Raw genomic sequence first — 15,792 nt, 5'->3', positions numbered from 1 at the left:
CCCGGGCGCGCACCGCGCGCCCGGCTGGTGGAAGATCGTCCCCGCGCAGGCGGGGCCGCGAAGGCCGTAGGGCCGGAGTGAACAGCGCGAAGTGGGGTCTCCGGCGGGTCCCGGTGAGCTGCCGGGGCGTCGCTGAGGCCGCGGGCCCATCCCCGCGGGGCGGGGGCCGAGGCGCCCGTTCGGCGGTTGCGGAAAAGATGCAGCCAACGCTTGCATCCAGGCCGTGAAGGTTTCATAATGTTCGACTCTCGAGGGCAGGCCGAGGCATGGCTGCCCCCGATACCGCGAAATGAGGGGCAGGAAGCACCTCGTCTTCGCCAGACAGGGACATTGTCGCGCGGCATGCGCTTCGCCCGTTCCGGAGGTTTCCGGGACACATAGGCGGGGCATTTTGTTGCGCTCGCAGTTCTCCGTCTGGGCGGATCGGGAAACCGGTCTGCCTTGTTTTTTCCAGGCGTACCGACGGTGTCCGGGCATTCCCCGCGGCAGGCGGGCTCCCGGATCCATCAAGGGGTTCTGCGCACCCAGCCGCAGGGCCTGTCGCTCTTTCAACGAGGAATTCCGTCATGGCGGACCAGAAAATCCGGATCCGGCTCAAGGCGTTCGATCACCGGCTGATCGACCGTTCCGCGAGCGAGATCGTCGAAACGGCCAAGCGGACCGGCGCGCAGGTGCGCGGCCCGATCCCGCTGCCGACCAAGATCGAACGCTACACCGTGCTGACCTCGCCGCACGTCGACAAGGACGCGCGCGACCAGTACGAGACCCGCACGCACAAGCGCGTGCTCGACATCGTCGACCCCAACGACAAGACCGTGGACGCGCTGATGAAGCTCGAGCTCGCGGCTGGCGTCGACGTCCAGATCAAGCTGACCTGAGGCCCGCCACCATGACCGCGAAGATCCATTCGTTGGGCATCGTCGGCCGAAAGGCCGGGATGAGCCGGGTGTTCACCGAGGACGGCAAGTCCGTGCCGGTGACCCTGATCGAAGCGACCCCCAACCGCATCACGCAGATCAAGACGGTGGAGACCGACGGCTACAGCGCCGTGCAGGTGACCGCCGGCGTCAAGCGCGCCTCGCTGCTGACCAAGCCCGAGGCCGGCCACCTGGCCAAGGCCAAGGTCGAAGCCGGTCGCGGCCTGTGGGAACTGCGCGTGGCCGACGACAAGATTTCCGATTTCGAGGTCGGCGGCGAGATCAAGGCCGACATCTTCGAGGTCGGCCAGCTGGTCGACGTCCAGGGCGTGACCAAGGGCAAGGGCTTCCAGGGCACGATCAAGCGCTGGAACTTCAAGATGGGCGATGCGACGCACGGCAACTCGCTGTCGCACCGCGCGCCGGGCTCCATCGGCCAGCGCCAGACGCCGGGCCGCGTGTTCCCGGGCAAGAAGATGTCCGGCCATATGGGCGCGGATACGCAGAGCACCCAGCGCCTGCAGGTGGTCAAGGTCGACGCCGAGCGCGGCCTGATCGCCGTCAAGGGCGCGGTTCCGGGGGCTCCGGGCGGTGACGTCGTCGTGCGTCCCTCGAGCAAGGCATAAGGAGAGACGACGATGGAACTCGCCATCAACGGTAGCAACAACAAGCTGTCCGTCTCCGACGCGATCTTCGGCCGCGAATTCAGCGAGGACCTGGTCCACCAGGTCGTCGTCGCCTATCGCAACGCCGGTCGCGCGGGCACCAAGGCGCAGAAGACCCGCGCCGAGGTCAACGGCACCACCAAGAAGTCCAAGAAGCAGAAGGGCGGCGGCGCGCGTCATGGCGCCCTGACGGCCCCGATCTTCGTCGGCGGCGGCGTGACCTTCGCGGCCAAGCCGCGCAGCTTCGCGCAGAAGGTCAACCGCAAGCAGTACCGCGCGGCGATGGCCGTGATCCTGTCCGAGCTCAACCGCCAGGGCCGCATCACCGTGGTCGACTCGTTCGACATCGACGCGCCCAAGACCAGCGGTCTGATTTCCAAGCTCAAGGATTTCGAGCTCGGCAAGCGCCCGCTGATCGTGACCGAGGACGCCTCGGAGAACCTGTACCTGTCCGCGCGCAACCTGCCGTACGTCGAAGTGCGCGACGTGCAGGGGCTGGACCCGGTCGCGCTGGTCGGTGCCGACAGCGTGCTGGTCACCACCGATGCGGTGAAGAAGATCGAGGAGTGGCTGGCATGAACGACGCCAAGCTCTATGAAGTGATCCGTGCGCCGCGCGTGTCCGAGAAGACCGCGCGCCTGCAGGAAGTGTCGAACCAGTACGCGTTCGAAGTGGCGAAAGACGCGACCAAGGCCGACATCAAGGCCGCGATCGAGAAGCTCTTCGACGTCAAGGTGTCCGCTGTCAACGTGGTGAACGTGAAGGGAAAGAGCAAGTCCTTCCGTCAGCGCCAGGGCAGCCGCGGCAGCTGGCGCAAGGCGTACGTGACGCTGGCCGAAGGCCAGTCGATCGACGTGATCAACGCGACGGCCTGAGGAAGCTCCCATGCCTTTGATGAAGTTCAAGCCCACGTCCCCCGGCCGCCGCAGCGCGGTCCGCGTGGTGACGCCCGACCTGCACAAGGGAGCGCCGCATGCCGCGCTCGTCGAGCCGCAGGGCAAGTCCGGTGGCCGTAACCACCACGGCCGCATCACCACCCGCCACGTCGGCGGTGGCCACAAGCAGCACTACCGCATCATCGACTTCAAGCGCGACAAGGAAGGCATCCCGGCGCGCGTGGAGCGGATCGAATACGATCCCAACCGCACCGCGCACATCGCGCTGCTGTGCTACGTCGACGGCGAGCGCCGCTACATCATCGCGCCCAAGGGCCTGAAGGCCGGCGACCAGGTGATCGCGGGCAACGATGCCCCGATCCGCGCCGGCAACACGCTGCCGCTGCGCAACATCCCGGTCGGCTCCACGGTGCACTGCATCGAGATGAAGCCGGGCAAGGGCGCGCAGATCGCGCGTGCCGCGGGTGCAGGCGTGCAGCTGGTGGCGCGCGAAGGCGTCTACGCGCTGATCCGCCTGCGTTCGGGCGAGATGCGCCGGGTGCCGGCCGAGTGCCGCGCCACGATCGGCGAAGTCGGCAACGTCGAGCACAACCTCGAGAAGCTGGGCAAGGCCGGCGCCAAGCGCTGGCGGGGCATCAAGCCGACCGTGCGCGGCGCGGCGATGAACCCGGTCGACCACCCGCACGGCGGTGGCGAGGCCAAGGCCGGCCAGGGCAACCCGCACCCGGTCACCCCGTGGGGCGTGCCGACCAAGGGCTACAAGACCCGCAAGAACAAGCGGACGCAGCAGTTCATCGTGCGCGACCGCAGGAGCTGATAGACCATGGCACGTTCACTGAAGAAGGGCCCGTTCGTCGACCACCACCTGATCAAGAAGGTGGAAGCGGCCGGCAACACCAAGAAGCCGATCAAGACCTGGTCGCGCCGCTCGATGATCCTGCCGGAAATGGTGGGCTTCACGATCGCCGTCCACAACGGCCGCAACCACATCCCGGTGCTGGTCAACGAGAACATGGTCGGCCACAAGCTCGGCGAATTCGCGCTCACCCGGACCTTCAAGGGTCACGGTGGCGACAAGAAGTCGGGCAGGTAAGGAGCGCACGATGGACAAGGCAACACGAGCCAAGCACGAAGAGGCCCGGCGCGCTCGCACCGAGGTCAACAAGCGCACCGCGGTGCTCCGCACCGCCCGCATCTCGCCGCAGAAGGCGCGCCTGGTCGCCGACCAGGTCCGCGGCCTGCCGGCCGAGCGCGCGGTCAGCCTGCTGAAGTTCTCCGACAAGAAGGCGGCGGCCATGATCAGGAAGCTGGTCGAGTCCGCGATCGCCAACGCCGAGAACAACGCCGGCGCCGACATCGACGAGCTGAAGATCGCCACGATCACCGTCGACGAAGGCCCGACGCTGAAGCGCTTCATGGCCCGCGCGAAGGGTCGTGGCACGCGCATCCTCAAGCGCACCAGCCACATCACCGTCGTCGTGGGAGAGGGCAAGTAACATGGGTCATAAAGTTCATCCCACCGGCATCCGCCTGGGCATCGCCAAGGACTGGAACTCCAAGTGGTATGCCGGCAAGAAGGAATACGCCGATTACCTGACGGCCGACCTGAAGGTGCGCGAGATGCTGCGCAAGCGCCTCGCCGCGGCCGGCATCAGCAAGATCCTGATCGAGCGTCCTGCCAAGACCGCTCGCGTGACGATCCACACCGCCCGCCCGGGCGTGGTGATCGGCAAGCGCGGCGAGGACATCGAGAAGCTGCGCAAGGACGTGAGCGAGATGATGGGCGTGCCCGCCCACATCAACGTGACCGAGGTGCGCAAGCCCGAGCTCGACGCGCAGCTGGTCGCCGAATCGATCGCGCAGCAGCTCGAGCGCCGCATCATGTTCCGCCGCGCCATGAAGCGCGCCGTCGGCAACGCGATGCGCCTGGGCGCGCTGGGCATCAAGGTCAACGTCGCCGGCCGCCTCAACGGCGCCGAGATCGCGCGTTCGGAGTGGTACCGCGAAGGTCGCGTGCCGCTGCACACGCTGCGCGCCGACGTCGACTACGGCTTCGCCGAGGCCAAGACGACCTACGGGATCATCGGCATCAAGACCTGGATCTACAAGGGCGAGATCTTCGATTTCAGCCAGGTGGGCCAGGAGAAGCAGGACGATTCGCCGCGCGGCAACGATCGTGGCGACCGCGGTGACCGCGATCGTCCGCGTGGACCGCGCCGCGACCGCGGCGACCGCGAGGCGAGGGACTAAACCATGCTGCAACCCAAGCGAACCAAATTCCGCAAGATGCACAAGGGCCGCAACGAAGGCCTGGCGTGGAGCGGCAACGCCGTCAGCTTCGGCGAGTACGGACTGAAGGCCACCGCGACCGGCCAGCTGACCGCGCGCCAGATCGAGGCCGGCCGCCGCTCGATCAGCCGCCACGTCAAGCGCGGCGGCAAGATGTGGATCCGCGTGTTCCCCGACAAGCCGATCACCAAGAAGCCGATCGAAGTCCGCATGGGCTCGGGCAAGGGTGGCGTGGAGTACTGGGTGGCGCAGATCCAGCCCGGCCGCATGATCTATGAGATCGAGGGCGTCGACGAGGCCGTCGCGCGCGAGGCGTTCCGCCTGGCCGCCGCCAAGCTCTCGGTGACCACCACTTTCGTGACCCGGACGGTGCGCTGATGGCGACGATCAAGGAACTGCGCGGCAAGTCCGCGGACGAACTGCAGGGCCACTTGCTGGACCTGCAGAAGGAGCGGTTCGCCCTGCGCATGCAGAAGGCGACCGGCCAGCTGACCAAGACCCACGAAGCACGTCGCGTGCGCCGAGAGATCGCGCGCGTGAATACGCTGCTCGGGTCGAAGAAGTAAGGCACACGACCATGAACAACAGCGAAAAGAAGCAGAACACGGTCCAGGGCCGGGTGGTCAGCGACAAGATGGACAAGACCGTGACCGTTCTGGTCGAGCGCAACGTGAAGCATGCGCTGTACGGCAAGTACATCCGCCGCTCGACCAAGCTGCACGCCCACGACGCCGACAACGCCGCGAAGGAAGGCGACATCGTGCGCCTGGTGGAAGTGGCGCCGATGTCCAAGACCAAGAACTGGCGCGTGGTCGAGATCGTCGCGCGCGCGGCCGAGTAAACAGGAGGCACTGAAATGATCCAGATGCAGAGCCACCTCGACGTGGCCGACAACTCGGGTGCCAAGGAAGTGATGTGCATCAAGGTGCTCGGCGGCTCCAAGCGCCGTTACGCCGCGATCGGCGACATCATCAAGGTCTCGGTCAAGGACGCGATCCCGCGCGGCAAGGTGAAGAAGGGCGAGGTCTACGACGCGGTCGTGGTGCGTACCCGCAAGGGCGTTCGTCGCCCGGACGGTTCGCTGATCCGCTTCGACGGCAACGCCGCCGTGCTGCTGAACAACAAGCACGAGCCGATCGGCACGCGCATCTTCGGGCCCGTGACCCGCGAGCTGCGTTCCGAGAAGTTCATGAAGATCGTCTCGCTCGCGCCCGAAGTGCTGTGAGCGGAGGAAACGACAATGGCTAATCGAATCAAGAAGGGCGACCAGGTGGTCGTGATCGCGGGCCGCGACAAGGGCAAGACCGGCGACGTGGTGCGCGTGCTCGGCGACAAGGTCGTCGTGTCGAACATCAACATCGTCAAGCGCCACACCAAGCCCAACCCGCAGGCCGGCCAGCCCGGTGGCGTGATCGAGCGCGAGTCGCCGATCCACGTGTCGAACGTGATGCTGTTCAACCCTGCCTCCGGCAAGGGCGAGCGCGTCGGTACCAAGGTGCTCGAGGATGGACGGCGGCTGCGCGTGTTCCGCTCGAGCGGCGAGGCGGTCTGAAGGCCCGCCGGAAACCAGGAATCAAGAAGATGACGACCCGTCTGGAACAGTTCTACAAGGATGAGGTGGTGCCGAAGCTGATGCAGCAGTTCGGCTACACCAACATCATGCAGGTGCCGAGGCTGACCAAGATCACGCTCAACATGGGCGTGGGCGAGGCCGCGGCGAACAAGAAGATCCTCGAGAACGCGACCGCCGACATGGCCAAGATCAGTGGCCAGAAGCCGCTGGTGACCAAGTCGCGCGTGTCCGTGGCCTCGTTCAAGATCCGCGACGGCTGGCCGATCGGCTGCAAGGTCACGCTGCGCCGCAACCGCATGTACGAGTTCCTCGACCGCCTGGTCAACGTCTCGCTGCCGCGCGTGCGCGACTTCCGCGGCGTGTCGGGCCGTTCTTTCGACGGTCGCGGCAACTACAACATGGGCGTGAAGGAACAGATCATCTTCCCGGAAATCGACTTCGACCAGGTCGACGCGATCCGCGGCATGGATATCGCCATCACCACCACCGCCAAGACGAACGCGGAAGCCAAGGCGCTGCTCGAAGCGTTCCGCTTCCCGTTCCGCAACTGAGGAAACCACATGGCCAAGACGTCCATGGTCAACCGCGAGGTCAAGCGCGCCAAGCTGGCGAAGAAGCACGCCGGCAAGCGTGCGGAGCTGAAGAAGATCATCAGCAGCCAGACCGCGAGCTACGAGGACAAGATCGACGCCGCGACCCGCCTGCAGAAGCTGCCGCGCGATTCCTCGCCGGCGCGCCAGACGACGCGTTGCGCGCTGACCGGCCGCCCGCGCGGCGTCTACTCGAAGTTCGGCTTGGGCCGCAACAAGCTGCGCGAAGCCACTATGCGCGGCGACGTGCCCGGCCTGCGCAAGGCCAGCTGGTAACAGCAACGGCGGTATCCGGTCGCGGCGACGCGGCCGGTCCCGGCCGCGGCATGGCCCGGATCGCCGCCGTCGCCAGACGGCGGGGCATTGGTATATAATTGCCGGCTCGCCCGCGTTCGTGGGCGGAATCCGGCTCCCCCGGCAGCCATCCGGCCGGCCGGAGACAATCCGAACAGATTTTCGCGAAAGCGGATATCGGTGCACTCATAAGGAATTCCCATGAGCATGACTGATCCCATCGCCGACATGCTGGTCCGCATCCGGAATGCGGCCGCGGTCGGCAAGCCGACGGTGAAGATGCCGTCCTCCAAGACCAAGGTCGCCATCGCCAACGTCCTCAAGGACGAAGGCTACATCGGCGACCTGCGCGTGACCGAAGCCGGCGCCAAGGCCGAGCTCGAGATCGAACTCAAGTATTACGAAGGCCGTCCGGTGATCGAGCAGCTCAAGCGCGTCTCGCGCTCGGGCCTGCGCCAGTACCGCGGCAAGGACGCGTTGCCCAAGGTCCTCGGTGGCCTGGGCGTCGCGATCATCTCCACCTCCAAGGGCATCATGACCGATGCGCAGGCGCGCCAGCAGGGCGTCGGCGGTGAAGTCCTGTGCTTCGTGGCCTAAGGGAGTAACGCACATGTCCCGCATCGCCAAGAAGCCGGTCGCCCTGCCCAAGGGCGTGGAAATCAGCTCGCAGCCCGATTCGATCAGCGTCAAGGGCCCGAAGGGCACCCTGTCGGTGCCGAAGCCGGCCGATATCCAGGTCAACGTCGAGGACGGCAACGCGCTGCTCTCGGCCAACGATCCGTCGCAGATCGCCCTCACCGGCACGCTGCGTGCGATCGTCGCCAACATGGTGCACGGCGTGTCCCAGGGCTTCGAGCGCAAGCTCGAGCTGGTGGGCGTCGGCTACCGCGCCGCGGTCCAGGGCAAGGACCTGAACCTGTCGCTGGGCTTCTCGCACCCGGTGGTGTTCAAGGCCCCCGAGGGCATCACGATCACCACGCCGACGCAGACCGAGATCCTGGTCGCGGGCGCGGACAAGCAGCTGGTGGGCGAAGTCGCCGCCAAGATCCGTGGATTCCGTCCGCCGGAGCCCTACAAGGGCAAGGGCGTGAAGTACTCCGACGAAACCATCATCCGCAAGGAAGCCAAGAAGGCCTAAGGGCCGATCCGCTTCCCGCCAGAGAACAGACCATGGACAAGAAAATCGCCCGCCTGCGCCGCGCCAAGTCGACCCGTGCGCACATCCGCGAACTCGGCGTGCCGCGCCTGTCGGTGCTGCGCACCGGCCAGCACGTGTACGCCCAGGTGTTCAGCGCCGACGGCTCGAAGGTCCTGGCCGCGGCCAGCACCACCCAGGCCGACGTGCGCGAGGGCCTGAAGAACGGCAAGAACGCCGACGCCGCCGCCAAGGTCGGCCGCGCGATCGCCGAGAAGGCGCGTGCCGCCGGCGTGGAGCAGGTCGCGTTCGACCGTTCCGGCTATCGTTACCACGGCCGCATCAAGGCCCTGGCCGACGCCGCCCGTGAGGGTGGCCTGCAGTTCTGATGCTTGGAACCGGGCTGGCGACCGCCATGCCGGTTCCGATCTCGACCCGCCGGTGCGGGCATGCACCGGACGCCCAGCGGCTTCTGTCCGCTGACGCGGTCCACCGCTCCTTGACCACAACCATAAGCGGCCCAGCCGCCAATTCCCTCCAGATCAAGAGACACGGCAATGGCAGAACAACGCGAATCCCGCGGGCGCGACCGTAATCGCGACCGCGAAGAGATGGACGACGGCATGATCGAGAAGCTGATCGCGGTCAACCGCGTCAGCAAGACGGTCAAGGGCGGTCGCCAGTTCACCTTCACCGCGCTGACGGTGGTGGGCGACGGCAACGGCAAGGTCGGCTTCGGCTACGGCAAGGCACGCGAAGTGCCGGTCGCGATCCAGAAGTCCATGGAGCAGGCCCGCAAGAACCAGAAGACGGTCGATCTCAACGGCAGCACCCTGTGGCACACGGTGAAGTCGCGTCACGGCGCTGCCAGCGTGTTCATGCAGCCCGCGTCCGAAGGTACCGGCGTCATCGCTGGTGGCGCGATGCGCGCCGTGCTCGAAGCGGTCGGCGTCAAGGACGTGCTGGCCAAGGCGGTCGGGTCGCGCAATCCGATCAACCTCGTGCGCGCCACGATCCGCGGTCTCGACGAGATGCATTCGCCGGCGCAGATCGCCGCCAAGCGCGGCAAGAAGGTGGAGGATCTGATCAATGGCTAAGAAGGAAGCCGCCGGCGGCACCGTGAAGGTGCGCCTGGTCAAGGGCCTGCGCGGCTCGCAGGCGAAGCATCGCCTGTCCGTGCGTGCGCTGGGCCTGAACAAGCTCAACGACGTCCGCGAACTGAAGGACAGCCCGCAGGTCCGTGGCCTGATCAACAAGGTCCACTACCTGGTCCGGGTCGAGGAGTAATCACATGAAGCTCAATACGCTCAAGCCTGCCGACGGCGCCCGCAAGGAGCGCACCCGCGTCGGTCGCGGCATCGGCTCCGGCCTCGGTAAGACCGCCGGCCGCGGCCACAAGGGTTCGTTCGCTCGCGCGGGCAAGGGCAAGATCAAGGCCGGCTTCGAAGGCGGCCAGATGCCCATGCACATGCGGTTGCCGAAGATCGGCTTCCGTTCCAAGCTCAAGGCCGACACCGCCGAAGTGTTCCTGTACCAGCTCGACAAGCTCGAGGGCGACGTCGATTTCGCCGCGCTGCGCGCCGCGAAGCTGGTGCCGAGCACCGCGAAGAAGGCCAAGATCGTCAAGAAGGGCGACGTCTCGAAGAAGCTCGTGCTCAAGGGCCTGCTGGTGACGGCCGGTGCGCGCGCGGCGATCGAGGCCGCCGGCGGCTCGATCCAGGAGTAAGCAGGGCATGGCGCGAAGCGCAGGAGCGATGTCGGGTCTGGCCGGCGCGGGCAAGTTCACCGAGCTGCGCCAGCGCCTGCTGTTCGTGCTCGGCGCGCTGATCGTCTACCGCATCGGCTGCTTCATCCCGGTGCCGGGCGTGAACCCGGACGCGATGCTGCAGCTGATGGAGCGGCAGGAAGGCACCATCGTGGACATGTTCAACATGTTCTCCGGTGGTGCGCTGGAGCGCTTCAGTCTGTTCGCGCTGAACGTGATCCCGTACATCTCCGCCTCGATCGTCATGCAGCTGATGGTGCAGATCGTGCCCAGCCTCAAGGCGATCCAGAAGGAAGGCGAGTCCGGCCGCCGGCGGATCACCCAGTGGTCGCGCATCGGCGCGATCCCGCTGGCGATCTTCCAGTCGGCCGGCATCGCGATCGCGCTGCAGAGCCAGGGCGCGGGCACCGGGATCCCGGTGGTCTACGCGCCGGGCCCGGGCTTCGTGCTCACCGCGATCGTGGCGCTGACCGCCGGCACCATGTTCCTGGTGTGGCTGGGTGAGCAGGTGACCGAGCGCGGCATCGGCAACGGCGTGTCGCTGATCATCTTCGCCGGCATCGTCGCGGGGCTGCCCAGCGCGGTGATCGGCACGATCGAGGCCGCCCGCAACGGCGACATGAGCCCGATCGCGGTGATCGTGATCGCGGTGCTGGTGATGGCGTTCACCTACTTCGTGGTGTTCGTCGAGCGTGGGCAGCGCCGGATCACGGTCAACTACGCGCGCCGCCAGGGCGGTCGCAACGCGTACATGAACCAGACGTCGTTCCTGCCGCTGAAGCTCAACATGGCGGGCGTGATCCCGGCCATCTTCGCCTCGTCGATCATCATGTTCCCGGCCACCGCCACCACCTGGTTCGGGCAGGCCGGCTCGGCCCAGTGGCTGCAGCGCGTGGCCCAGGCGCTGTCGCCGGGCGAGCCGCTGTACATCCTGCTCTACGCGGGGCTGATCGCCGGGTTCGCGTTCTTCTACACCGCGCTGGTCTTCAACTCGCAGGAGACCGCGGACAACCTGAAGAAGTCCGGCGCCCTGGTCCCGGGCATCCGTCCCGGCAAGGCCACCGCCGAGTACATCGACGGCGTGCTGACCCGGCTCACGGCCGCCGGCGCCGCCTACCTGGTGCTGGTCTGCCTGCTGCCGGAGTTCATGCGCGCGGAGCTGGGCGTGTCGTTCTATTTCGGCGGCACGTCGCTGCTGATCGTGGTGGTCGTGGTGATGGACTTCATCGCCCAGATCCAGGCCCACCTGATGTCCCACCAGTACGAAAGCCTGCTCAAGAAGGCGAACCTGAAGGGCGGAGCCCGGACGCGCTAGCGCGACACTGTCGCGCTGTCCGGGCTAGCGCCCGACCATGGATGGTCGGGCCGGACGATCCGAAGCCGCCGTGGCCACGCCATGGAGGGTTGGACCGGAACAGCCGAAGCGGCGCCTATGGCGCTTTTCGGCGGACATGGACGCCACCAAGAATTCACGCCGGCGCGGAGCCAAGCCTCCCCCGGCACGATGGGCGACCCCTGCGGCAGTCCCGCGCGGGGGTGGATCCGGGCCATACGCGCACCAGAGTAGTGCGCGGGGCAGGGGGGAGACCCCCGGGCCAGCCAGGATCCGTCGCCGGAGCATGGGCACACTCCCCATGCCGGGTCGAAGGCGCAGCCGCGCCTCCGGCTTCCAGACAACCCGGGACCCTGTTACAATTTCGTGTTCACTCCGCCGGAACCATCCGTTCCGGCCGACCAACCAGTTGGAGATCCGCGCATGGCGCGTATTGCAGGTGTCAACCTGCCTGCCCAGAAGCATGTCTGGGTCGGGCTGCAAAGCATCTACGGCATCGGCCGTACCCGTTCGAAGCAGGTCTGCGAGTCCGCGGGCGTGTCGTCGAACACCAAGATCCGCGACCTGTCGGAGCCGGACGTCGAGCGCCTGCGCGCCGAGGTCGGCAAGTTCGTGGTAGAGGGCGACCTGCGCCGCGAGGTCGGCATGGCCATCAAGCGCCTGATGGACCTGGCCTGCTACCGCGGCCTGCGCCATCGTCGTGGCCTTCCCCTGCGCGGCCAGCGCACCCGGACCAATGCCCGCACCCGCAAGGGTCCGCGCAAGGCCATCAAGAAGTAATCGAGGACATCCGACATGGCCAAGCCGGCAGCTGCCAAGCAGAAGAAGAAGATCAAGCGCGTCGTCACCGACGGCATCGCGCACGTGCACGCTTCGTTCAACAACACCATCATCACGATCACCGACCGCCAGGGCAATGCGCTGTCGTGGGCGACCTCGGGCGGCGCGGGCTTCCGCGGTTCGCGCAAGTCGACCCCGTTCGCGGCCCAGGTGGCCGCCGAGAAGGCGGGCAAGGATGCGCTGGACTACGGCGTGAAGTCGCTGGAAGTCCGCATCAAGGGCCCGGGTCCGGGTCGCGAGTCGGCCGTGCGTTCGTTGAACAACGTGGGCTACAAGATCACCAACATCATCGACGTGACGCCGATCCCGCACAACGGGTGCCGTCCGCCGAAGAAGCGTCGCGTCTAAGGGAGCGATAAGAAATGGCTCGTTACATCGGTCCCACCTGCAAGCTCGCGCGCCGCGAAGGCGCCGACCTCTCGCTCAAGTCGCCGACCCGTGCGCTGGATTCCAAGTGCAAGCTGGAGCAGAAGCCCGGCCAGCACGGCGCCGGCACCGGCGCGCGTCGCAGCAAGCTGTCCGACTACGCCCTGCAGCTTCGCGAGAAGCAGAAGGTCAAGCGTATCTACGGCCTGCTCGAGCGCCAGTTCCGCAACTACTACAAGAAGGCCTCGAACAAGAAGGGCAACACGGGTGAGAACCTGCTACAGCTCCTCGAGACCCGCCTGGACAACGTCGTCTACCGCATGGGCTTCGCGGTCACCCGCCCCTCGGCCCGCCAGCTGGTCTCGCACCGCGGCGTCACGGTCAACGGCAAGCCGGTGAACCTGCCGTCCTACCAGGTCAAGGCCGGCGACGCGATCGCCCTGTCCGAGAAGGCGCAGAAGCAGATGCGCGTCCAGGAAGCGCTGAACGTCTCGTCCAGCATGGACCTCTCGCCCTCTTGGGTCGAGGTCGACCAGAAGAAGTTCAGCGGCGTGTTCAAGGCGGTCCCGGACCGCGGCGACCTGCCGGCGGACATCAACGAAGCGCTGATCGTCGAGCTGTACTCGAAGTAAGGACTGGCGGCGGGTCACCCCGCGGCACCAGCAACAACTCCCCCGGCCCGCGCCCATGCGCGGGCCACCCCTTGCCAGCAAGGGGCTCCAAACGTCCAGGGCGACGGGTCGACGGATGCGCAGCCCTGCAGGAGACGCTACGAATATGACAGTTACCGCCAACCAAGTCCTGCGCCCCCGTGGTCCCCAGATCGAGCGCCTCGCCGGCAACCGTGCGAAGGTCGTGATCGAACCCCTCGAGCGCGGCTATGGCCACACCCTCGGCAACGCGCTGCGCCGCGTGCTGCTGTCCTCGATCCCTGGCTTCGCGATCACCGAAGTCGAGATCGACGGCGTGCTGCACGAGTACAGCACGATCGAGGGCCTGCAGGAAGACGTGCTCGAGGTGCTGCTCAACCTCAAGGACGTCGCGATCCGCATGGGCACGGGCGAGAGCTCGACCCTGACCCTGAGCAAGTCCGGCCCCGGCGTGGTCACCGCTGCCGACATCAAGACCGACCACAACGTCGAGATCCTCAATCCCGACCACGTGATCGCGCACCTGACCAAGGACACCCAGCTCAACATCCGCCTGAAGATCGAGCGCGGCTTCGGCTACCAGCCGGCCGCCGCCCGTCGCCGTCCGGACGAAGAGACCCGCGCGATCGGCCGCCTGATGCTGGACGCCTCGTTCTCGCCGGTCCGCCGCGTGGCGTATGAAGTCGAGGCCGCGCGCGTCGAGCAGCGCACCGACCTGGACAAGCTGGTCCTGGACATCGAGACCAACGGTACGATCGACGCCGAGGAAGCCGTGCGCACCGCCGCCGACATCCTCACCGACCAGCTGAGCGTGTTCGGCGACTTCACCCACCGCGACCGCGGCGGCCAGAAGGCGCAGGCCCCGGGCGTGGATCCGATCCTGCTGCGCCCGATCGACGATCTGGAGCTGACCGTGCGTTCGGCCAACTGCCTGAAGGCCGAGAGCATCTACTACATCGGCGACCTGATCCAGAAGACGGAAGTCGAGCTGCTCAAGACCCCGAACCTCGGCAAGAAGTCGCTCACCGAGATCAAGGAAGTCCTGGCGCAGCGAGGCCTGTCGCTGGGCATGAAGCTCGAGAACTGGCCGCCGGCCGGCGTCTCCAGCCACGGCATGCTGGGGTGAGTGGGCGCCGTGCAGCCGTTGCCCCCAGGCAACGGCTGGCGCCCACGAACGCCCGGCGTGCTGCGCCGGGCCGGGGGTGCAAACGCGGCGCAGCCACGGCTTCAAGCGTTTGATGTAGTCGAGACATTCGAATACCGCCGACGAACCCGAGTTCGCGGCACCCCCGGCCAGGGACGCCGGACCGGACCAGCGCAGTCCAAGTTGCAACGCCAGGATGGCGACAGCGATCTCCAACGCCACGACATTCACGTAAGGAACCCGACCCATGCGCCATCAGAAAGCCGGCCGCAAGTTCAGCCGCACCAGCGCCCACCGCGCCGCGATGTTCACCAACATGGCCGCGTCGCTGTTCAAGCACGACCTGATCAAGACCACCCTGCCCAAGGCCAAGGAGCTGCGCCGCGTCGCCGAGCCGCTCATCACCCTGGGCAAGGTCGACAGCGTCGCCAACCGCCGCCTGGCCTTCTCGCGCCTGCGCGACAAGGAAGCGGTGGGCAACCTGTTCACCACGCTCGGCCCGCGCTACGCCTCGCGCCCGGGCGGTTACCTGCGCATCCTCAAGTGCGGCTTCCGCGCCGGCGACAACGCGCCGATGGCGTATGTGGAGCTGGTGGACCGTCCGCAGGCCAGCGCGGAGTAACCGGACGCGACCGGACAGCTGGCCGCGACCCCGCGAGCGATCGAAACCCCGGCCTGGCCGGGGTTTTTCGCATGTGGGCCACCGCACGCGGCGGGCGGCGACGACCGCGCCGCCCGCCGGCCCCGGCGGTCGTGCGCCTGCACGCAGGCGGGCGATAATGCCGCCTTCCTTCCCGATCTCCGGTGCGCATGAATCCCTTCCGCTGGTCCTTCCGTCTCCAGATGCTGGCCGGCGCGGTGGTCTGTTTCGCGCTGATCGGCTTCGCCATCTACAGCCAGTTCGCGTGGGGGCTGGAGCCGTGTCCGCTGTGCATCTTCCAGCGCATCGCGTTCGCGGCGCTCGGGCTGGTGCTGCTGCTGGCGGGGCTGCACGCGCCGCACGCGGCCGGCGCGCGGCGCACCTGGGGCGTGCTGGCGCTGGCGGCCGCGGCGGCGGGCATCGGGGTCGCGTCGCGCCATGTCTGGCTGCAGATGTTCCCGCCGGAAATTCCCGCCTGCGGCGCGCCGTTCGCGTTCATGCGCGAGACGATGGACACGCCGAGCCTAGTGCGCCAGGTCCTGATCGGGACCGGCGACTGCGGTACGGTCGACTGGACCTTCCTTGGGCTGTCGATGCCGTGGTGGAGCCTGGTGTGGTTCGTGCTGCTGGCCGCGTGGGCGCTGTTCGCGGCGTTCCGGCGTCGCTGACCGTCGCCCGGCGCGCCATCCGCGTCC

28 protein-coding genes are annotated in these 15,792 nt (G+C 67.2%); all 28 read left to right on the top strand.

The window, feature by feature from the left end; genetic code table 11:
• Positions 1–566 precede the first annotated feature (566 nt).
• The 28 genes from rpsJ to QFW80_RS06205 all read left to right on the top strand — a co-directional run bounded on the left by rpsJ (position 567) and on the right by QFW80_RS06205 (position 15,765).
• On the top strand, positions 567–878 hold the full coding sequence (gene rpsJ, locus QFW80_RS06340; RefSeq protein WP_140908250.1) for a 30S ribosomal protein S10: 312 nt from the start codon (positions 567–569) through the stop codon (positions 876–878).
• 11 nt (positions 879–889) lie between these two features.
• Positions 890–1,543 carry a 50S ribosomal protein L3 gene (rplC, locus tag QFW80_RS06335; protein ID WP_280600604.1) on the top strand — a complete coding sequence of 218 codons (654 nt, stop codon included), beginning with the start codon at positions 890–892 and terminating at the stop codon, positions 1,541–1,543.
• A 12-nt stretch (positions 1,544–1,555) separates the two neighbouring features.
• Entirely contained in the window at positions 1,556–2,161 is a 606-nt protein-coding gene (gene rplD / locus QFW80_RS06330; RefSeq protein WP_280600603.1) for a 50S ribosomal protein L4, read from the top strand.
• Positions 2,158–2,457 (top strand): 50S ribosomal protein L23, encoded by a 300-nt coding sequence (rplW, locus tag QFW80_RS06325; protein ID WP_280578330.1) that lies wholly within the window; start codon positions 2,158–2,160, stop codon positions 2,455–2,457. Before rplD ends, rplW begins: the two co-directional genes overlap by 4 nt.
• Positions 2,458–2,467: 10 nt before the next feature.
• Complete coding sequence (rplB, locus tag QFW80_RS06320; RefSeq protein ID WP_280600602.1) at positions 2,468–3,295, top strand: 50S ribosomal protein L2; 828 nt, start codon at positions 2,468–2,470, stop codon at positions 3,293–3,295.
• A gap of 6 nt (positions 3,296–3,301) precedes the next feature.
• Positions 3,302–3,571, top strand: coding sequence for a 30S ribosomal protein S19 (gene rpsS, locus QFW80_RS06315; RefSeq protein ID WP_280600601.1), 270 nt, complete (start codon positions 3,302–3,304; stop codon positions 3,569–3,571).
• A gap of 10 nt (positions 3,572–3,581) precedes the next feature.
• The gene (gene rplV / locus QFW80_RS06310; protein ID WP_280578329.1) at positions 3,582–3,974 is read left to right on the top strand and encodes a 50S ribosomal protein L22; all 393 of its coding nucleotides are present in this window, start codon (positions 3,582–3,584) and stop codon (positions 3,972–3,974) included.
• A 1-nt stretch (position 3,975) separates the two neighbouring features.
• Entirely contained in the window at positions 3,976–4,728 is a 753-nt protein-coding gene (rpsC, locus tag QFW80_RS06305; RefSeq protein WP_280600600.1) for a 30S ribosomal protein S3, read from the top strand.
• Positions 4,729–4,731: 3 nt separating this feature from the next.
• Positions 4,732–5,145, top strand: coding sequence for a 50S ribosomal protein L16 (gene rplP / locus QFW80_RS06300; RefSeq protein WP_280600598.1), 414 nt, complete (start codon positions 4,732–4,734; stop codon positions 5,143–5,145).
• Positions 5,145–5,333, top strand: a complete 189-nt coding sequence (rpmC, locus tag QFW80_RS06295; RefSeq protein WP_280600597.1) for a 50S ribosomal protein L29 — start codon at positions 5,145–5,147, stop codon at positions 5,331–5,333. The genes rplP and rpmC overlap by 1 nt, the downstream gene beginning before the upstream one ends.
• Positions 5,334–5,344: 11 nt before the next feature.
• Positions 5,345–5,608, top strand: a complete 264-nt coding sequence (rpsQ, locus tag QFW80_RS06290) for a 30S ribosomal protein S17 (protein WP_280600596.1) — start codon at positions 5,345–5,347, stop codon at positions 5,606–5,608.
• 15 nt (positions 5,609–5,623) lie between these two features.
• Positions 5,624–5,992, top strand: coding sequence for a 50S ribosomal protein L14 (gene rplN, locus QFW80_RS06285; protein WP_280600595.1), 369 nt, complete (start codon positions 5,624–5,626; stop codon positions 5,990–5,992).
• Between the two features lie 15 nt (positions 5,993–6,007).
• The gene (rplX, locus tag QFW80_RS06280) at positions 6,008–6,319 is read left to right on the top strand and encodes a 50S ribosomal protein L24 (RefSeq protein ID WP_146387445.1); all 312 of its coding nucleotides are present in this window, start codon (positions 6,008–6,010) and stop codon (positions 6,317–6,319) included.
• Positions 6,320–6,348: 29 nt separating this feature from the next.
• A complete protein-coding gene (gene rplE, locus QFW80_RS06275) occupies positions 6,349–6,891 on the top strand; it encodes a 50S ribosomal protein L5 (RefSeq protein ID WP_280600593.1) in 543 nt (180 codons plus the stop codon).
• 9 nt (positions 6,892–6,900) lie between these two features.
• Entirely contained in the window at positions 6,901–7,206 is a 306-nt protein-coding gene (rpsN, locus tag QFW80_RS06270; protein ID WP_280600591.1) for a 30S ribosomal protein S14, read from the top strand.
• 219 nt (positions 7,207–7,425) lie between these two features.
• Positions 7,426–7,821: a 30S ribosomal protein S8 gene (gene rpsH, locus QFW80_RS06265; RefSeq protein WP_280600589.1), complete on the top strand. Its 396-nt coding sequence runs from the start codon at positions 7,426–7,428 to the stop codon at positions 7,819–7,821.
• A gap of 13 nt (positions 7,822–7,834) precedes the next feature.
• Complete coding sequence (rplF, locus tag QFW80_RS06260) at positions 7,835–8,362, top strand: 50S ribosomal protein L6 (protein WP_280600587.1); 528 nt, start codon at positions 7,835–7,837, stop codon at positions 8,360–8,362.
• Positions 8,363–8,394: 32 nt separating this feature from the next.
• Positions 8,395–8,748: a 50S ribosomal protein L18 gene (gene rplR / locus QFW80_RS06255; RefSeq protein WP_280600586.1), complete on the top strand. Its 354-nt coding sequence runs from the start codon at positions 8,395–8,397 to the stop codon at positions 8,746–8,748.
• A 168-nt stretch (positions 8,749–8,916) separates the two neighbouring features.
• Positions 8,917–9,456 (top strand): 30S ribosomal protein S5, encoded by a 540-nt coding sequence (rpsE, locus tag QFW80_RS06250; protein ID WP_280600585.1) that lies wholly within the window; start codon positions 8,917–8,919, stop codon positions 9,454–9,456.
• Positions 9,449–9,646 (top strand): 50S ribosomal protein L30, encoded by a 198-nt coding sequence (gene rpmD / locus QFW80_RS06245; RefSeq protein WP_280600584.1) that lies wholly within the window; start codon positions 9,449–9,451, stop codon positions 9,644–9,646. Before rpsE ends, rpmD begins: the two co-directional genes overlap by 8 nt.
• 4 nt (positions 9,647–9,650) lie before the next feature.
• Positions 9,651–10,085: a 50S ribosomal protein L15 gene (gene rplO, locus QFW80_RS06240; RefSeq protein ID WP_280600583.1), complete on the top strand. Its 435-nt coding sequence runs from the start codon at positions 9,651–9,653 to the stop codon at positions 10,083–10,085.
• 28 nt (positions 10,086–10,113) lie between these two features.
• The gene (gene secY / locus QFW80_RS06235; RefSeq protein WP_425603511.1) at positions 10,114–11,439 is read left to right on the top strand and encodes a preprotein translocase subunit SecY; all 1,326 of its coding nucleotides are present in this window, start codon (positions 10,114–10,116) and stop codon (positions 11,437–11,439) included.
• Between the two features lie 441 nt (positions 11,440–11,880).
• A complete protein-coding gene (rpsM, locus tag QFW80_RS06230) occupies positions 11,881–12,237 on the top strand; it encodes a 30S ribosomal protein S13 (protein ID WP_280600581.1) in 357 nt (118 codons plus the stop codon).
• A gap of 15 nt (positions 12,238–12,252) precedes the next feature.
• Positions 12,253–12,645 carry a 30S ribosomal protein S11 gene (gene rpsK, locus QFW80_RS06225; RefSeq protein ID WP_146387421.1) on the top strand — a complete coding sequence of 131 codons (393 nt, stop codon included), beginning with the start codon at positions 12,253–12,255 and terminating at the stop codon, positions 12,643–12,645.
• 14 nt (positions 12,646–12,659) lie between these two features.
• Positions 12,660–13,295 (top strand): 30S ribosomal protein S4, encoded by a 636-nt coding sequence (gene rpsD, locus QFW80_RS06220; RefSeq protein ID WP_280578315.1) that lies wholly within the window; start codon positions 12,660–12,662, stop codon positions 13,293–13,295.
• Between the two features lie 145 nt (positions 13,296–13,440).
• Complete coding sequence (locus QFW80_RS06215) at positions 13,441–14,439, top strand: DNA-directed RNA polymerase subunit alpha (protein WP_280600580.1); 999 nt, start codon at positions 13,441–13,443, stop codon at positions 14,437–14,439.
• A gap of 265 nt (positions 14,440–14,704) precedes the next feature.
• A complete protein-coding gene (gene rplQ, locus QFW80_RS06210) occupies positions 14,705–15,079 on the top strand; it encodes a 50S ribosomal protein L17 (protein WP_280600579.1) in 375 nt (124 codons plus the stop codon).
• A 188-nt stretch (positions 15,080–15,267) separates the two neighbouring features.
• The gene (locus tag QFW80_RS06205; RefSeq protein ID WP_280600578.1) at positions 15,268–15,765 is read left to right on the top strand and encodes a disulfide bond formation protein B; all 498 of its coding nucleotides are present in this window, start codon (positions 15,268–15,270) and stop codon (positions 15,763–15,765) included.
• Positions 15,766–15,792 lie beyond the last annotated feature (27 nt).

Source organism: Luteimonas rhizosphaericola (assembly GCF_029888045.1).
In the GTDB taxonomy this organism is placed as follows: Bacteria; Pseudomonadota; Gammaproteobacteria; order Xanthomonadales; family Xanthomonadaceae; genus Luteimonas; species Luteimonas rhizosphaericola.
Note: the sequence above shows the minus strand (reverse complement) of the source record. Positions and strands in the feature narration are given on the sequence as shown.

Excerpts from the sequence above, each read along its gene's own strand:
- rpsJ (WP_140908250.1), top strand. The coding sequence starts at position 567 with ATGGCGGACCAGAAAATCCGGATCCGGCTCAAGGCGTTCGATCACCGG.
- rplC (WP_280600604.1), top strand. The coding sequence starts at position 890 with ATGACCGCGAAGATCCATTCGTTGGGCATCGTCGGCCGAAAGGCCGGG.
- rplD (WP_280600603.1), top strand. The coding sequence starts at position 1,556 with ATGGAACTCGCCATCAACGGTAGCAACAACAAGCTGTCCGTCTCCGAC.
- rplW (WP_280578330.1), top strand. The coding sequence starts at position 2,158 with ATGAACGACGCCAAGCTCTATGAAGTGATCCGTGCGCCGCGCGTGTCC.
- rplB (WP_280600602.1), top strand. The coding sequence starts at position 2,468 with ATGCCTTTGATGAAGTTCAAGCCCACGTCCCCCGGCCGCCGCAGCGCG.
- rpsS (WP_280600601.1), top strand. The coding sequence starts at position 3,302 with ATGGCACGTTCACTGAAGAAGGGCCCGTTCGTCGACCACCACCTGATC.
- rplV (WP_280578329.1), top strand. The coding sequence starts at position 3,582 with ATGGACAAGGCAACACGAGCCAAGCACGAAGAGGCCCGGCGCGCTCGC.
- rpsC (WP_280600600.1), top strand. The coding sequence starts at position 3,976 with ATGGGTCATAAAGTTCATCCCACCGGCATCCGCCTGGGCATCGCCAAG.
- rplP (WP_280600598.1), top strand. The coding sequence starts at position 4,732 with ATGCTGCAACCCAAGCGAACCAAATTCCGCAAGATGCACAAGGGCCGC.
- rpmC (WP_280600597.1), top strand. The coding sequence starts at position 5,145 with ATGGCGACGATCAAGGAACTGCGCGGCAAGTCCGCGGACGAACTGCAG.
- rpsQ (WP_280600596.1), top strand. The coding sequence starts at position 5,345 with ATGAACAACAGCGAAAAGAAGCAGAACACGGTCCAGGGCCGGGTGGTC.
- rplN (WP_280600595.1), top strand. The coding sequence starts at position 5,624 with ATGATCCAGATGCAGAGCCACCTCGACGTGGCCGACAACTCGGGTGCC.
- rplX (WP_146387445.1), top strand. The coding sequence starts at position 6,008 with ATGGCTAATCGAATCAAGAAGGGCGACCAGGTGGTCGTGATCGCGGGC.
- rplE (WP_280600593.1), top strand. The coding sequence starts at position 6,349 with ATGACGACCCGTCTGGAACAGTTCTACAAGGATGAGGTGGTGCCGAAG.
- rpsN (WP_280600591.1), top strand. The coding sequence starts at position 6,901 with ATGGCCAAGACGTCCATGGTCAACCGCGAGGTCAAGCGCGCCAAGCTG.
- rpsH (WP_280600589.1), top strand. The coding sequence starts at position 7,426 with ATGAGCATGACTGATCCCATCGCCGACATGCTGGTCCGCATCCGGAAT.
- rplF (WP_280600587.1), top strand. The coding sequence starts at position 7,835 with ATGTCCCGCATCGCCAAGAAGCCGGTCGCCCTGCCCAAGGGCGTGGAA.
- rplR (WP_280600586.1), top strand. The coding sequence starts at position 8,395 with ATGGACAAGAAAATCGCCCGCCTGCGCCGCGCCAAGTCGACCCGTGCG.
- rpsE (WP_280600585.1), top strand. The coding sequence starts at position 8,917 with ATGGCAGAACAACGCGAATCCCGCGGGCGCGACCGTAATCGCGACCGC.
- rpmD (WP_280600584.1), top strand. The coding sequence starts at position 9,449 with ATGGCTAAGAAGGAAGCCGCCGGCGGCACCGTGAAGGTGCGCCTGGTC.
- rplO (WP_280600583.1), top strand. The coding sequence starts at position 9,651 with ATGAAGCTCAATACGCTCAAGCCTGCCGACGGCGCCCGCAAGGAGCGC.
- secY (WP_425603511.1), top strand. The coding sequence starts at position 10,114 with ATGTCGGGTCTGGCCGGCGCGGGCAAGTTCACCGAGCTGCGCCAGCGC.
- rpsM (WP_280600581.1), top strand. The coding sequence starts at position 11,881 with ATGGCGCGTATTGCAGGTGTCAACCTGCCTGCCCAGAAGCATGTCTGG.
- rpsK (WP_146387421.1), top strand. The coding sequence starts at position 12,253 with ATGGCCAAGCCGGCAGCTGCCAAGCAGAAGAAGAAGATCAAGCGCGTC.
- rpsD (WP_280578315.1), top strand. The coding sequence starts at position 12,660 with ATGGCTCGTTACATCGGTCCCACCTGCAAGCTCGCGCGCCGCGAAGGC.
- QFW80_RS06215 (WP_280600580.1), top strand. The coding sequence starts at position 13,441 with ATGACAGTTACCGCCAACCAAGTCCTGCGCCCCCGTGGTCCCCAGATC.
- rplQ (WP_280600579.1), top strand. The coding sequence starts at position 14,705 with ATGCGCCATCAGAAAGCCGGCCGCAAGTTCAGCCGCACCAGCGCCCAC.
- QFW80_RS06205 (WP_280600578.1), top strand. The coding sequence starts at position 15,268 with ATGAATCCCTTCCGCTGGTCCTTCCGTCTCCAGATGCTGGCCGGCGCG.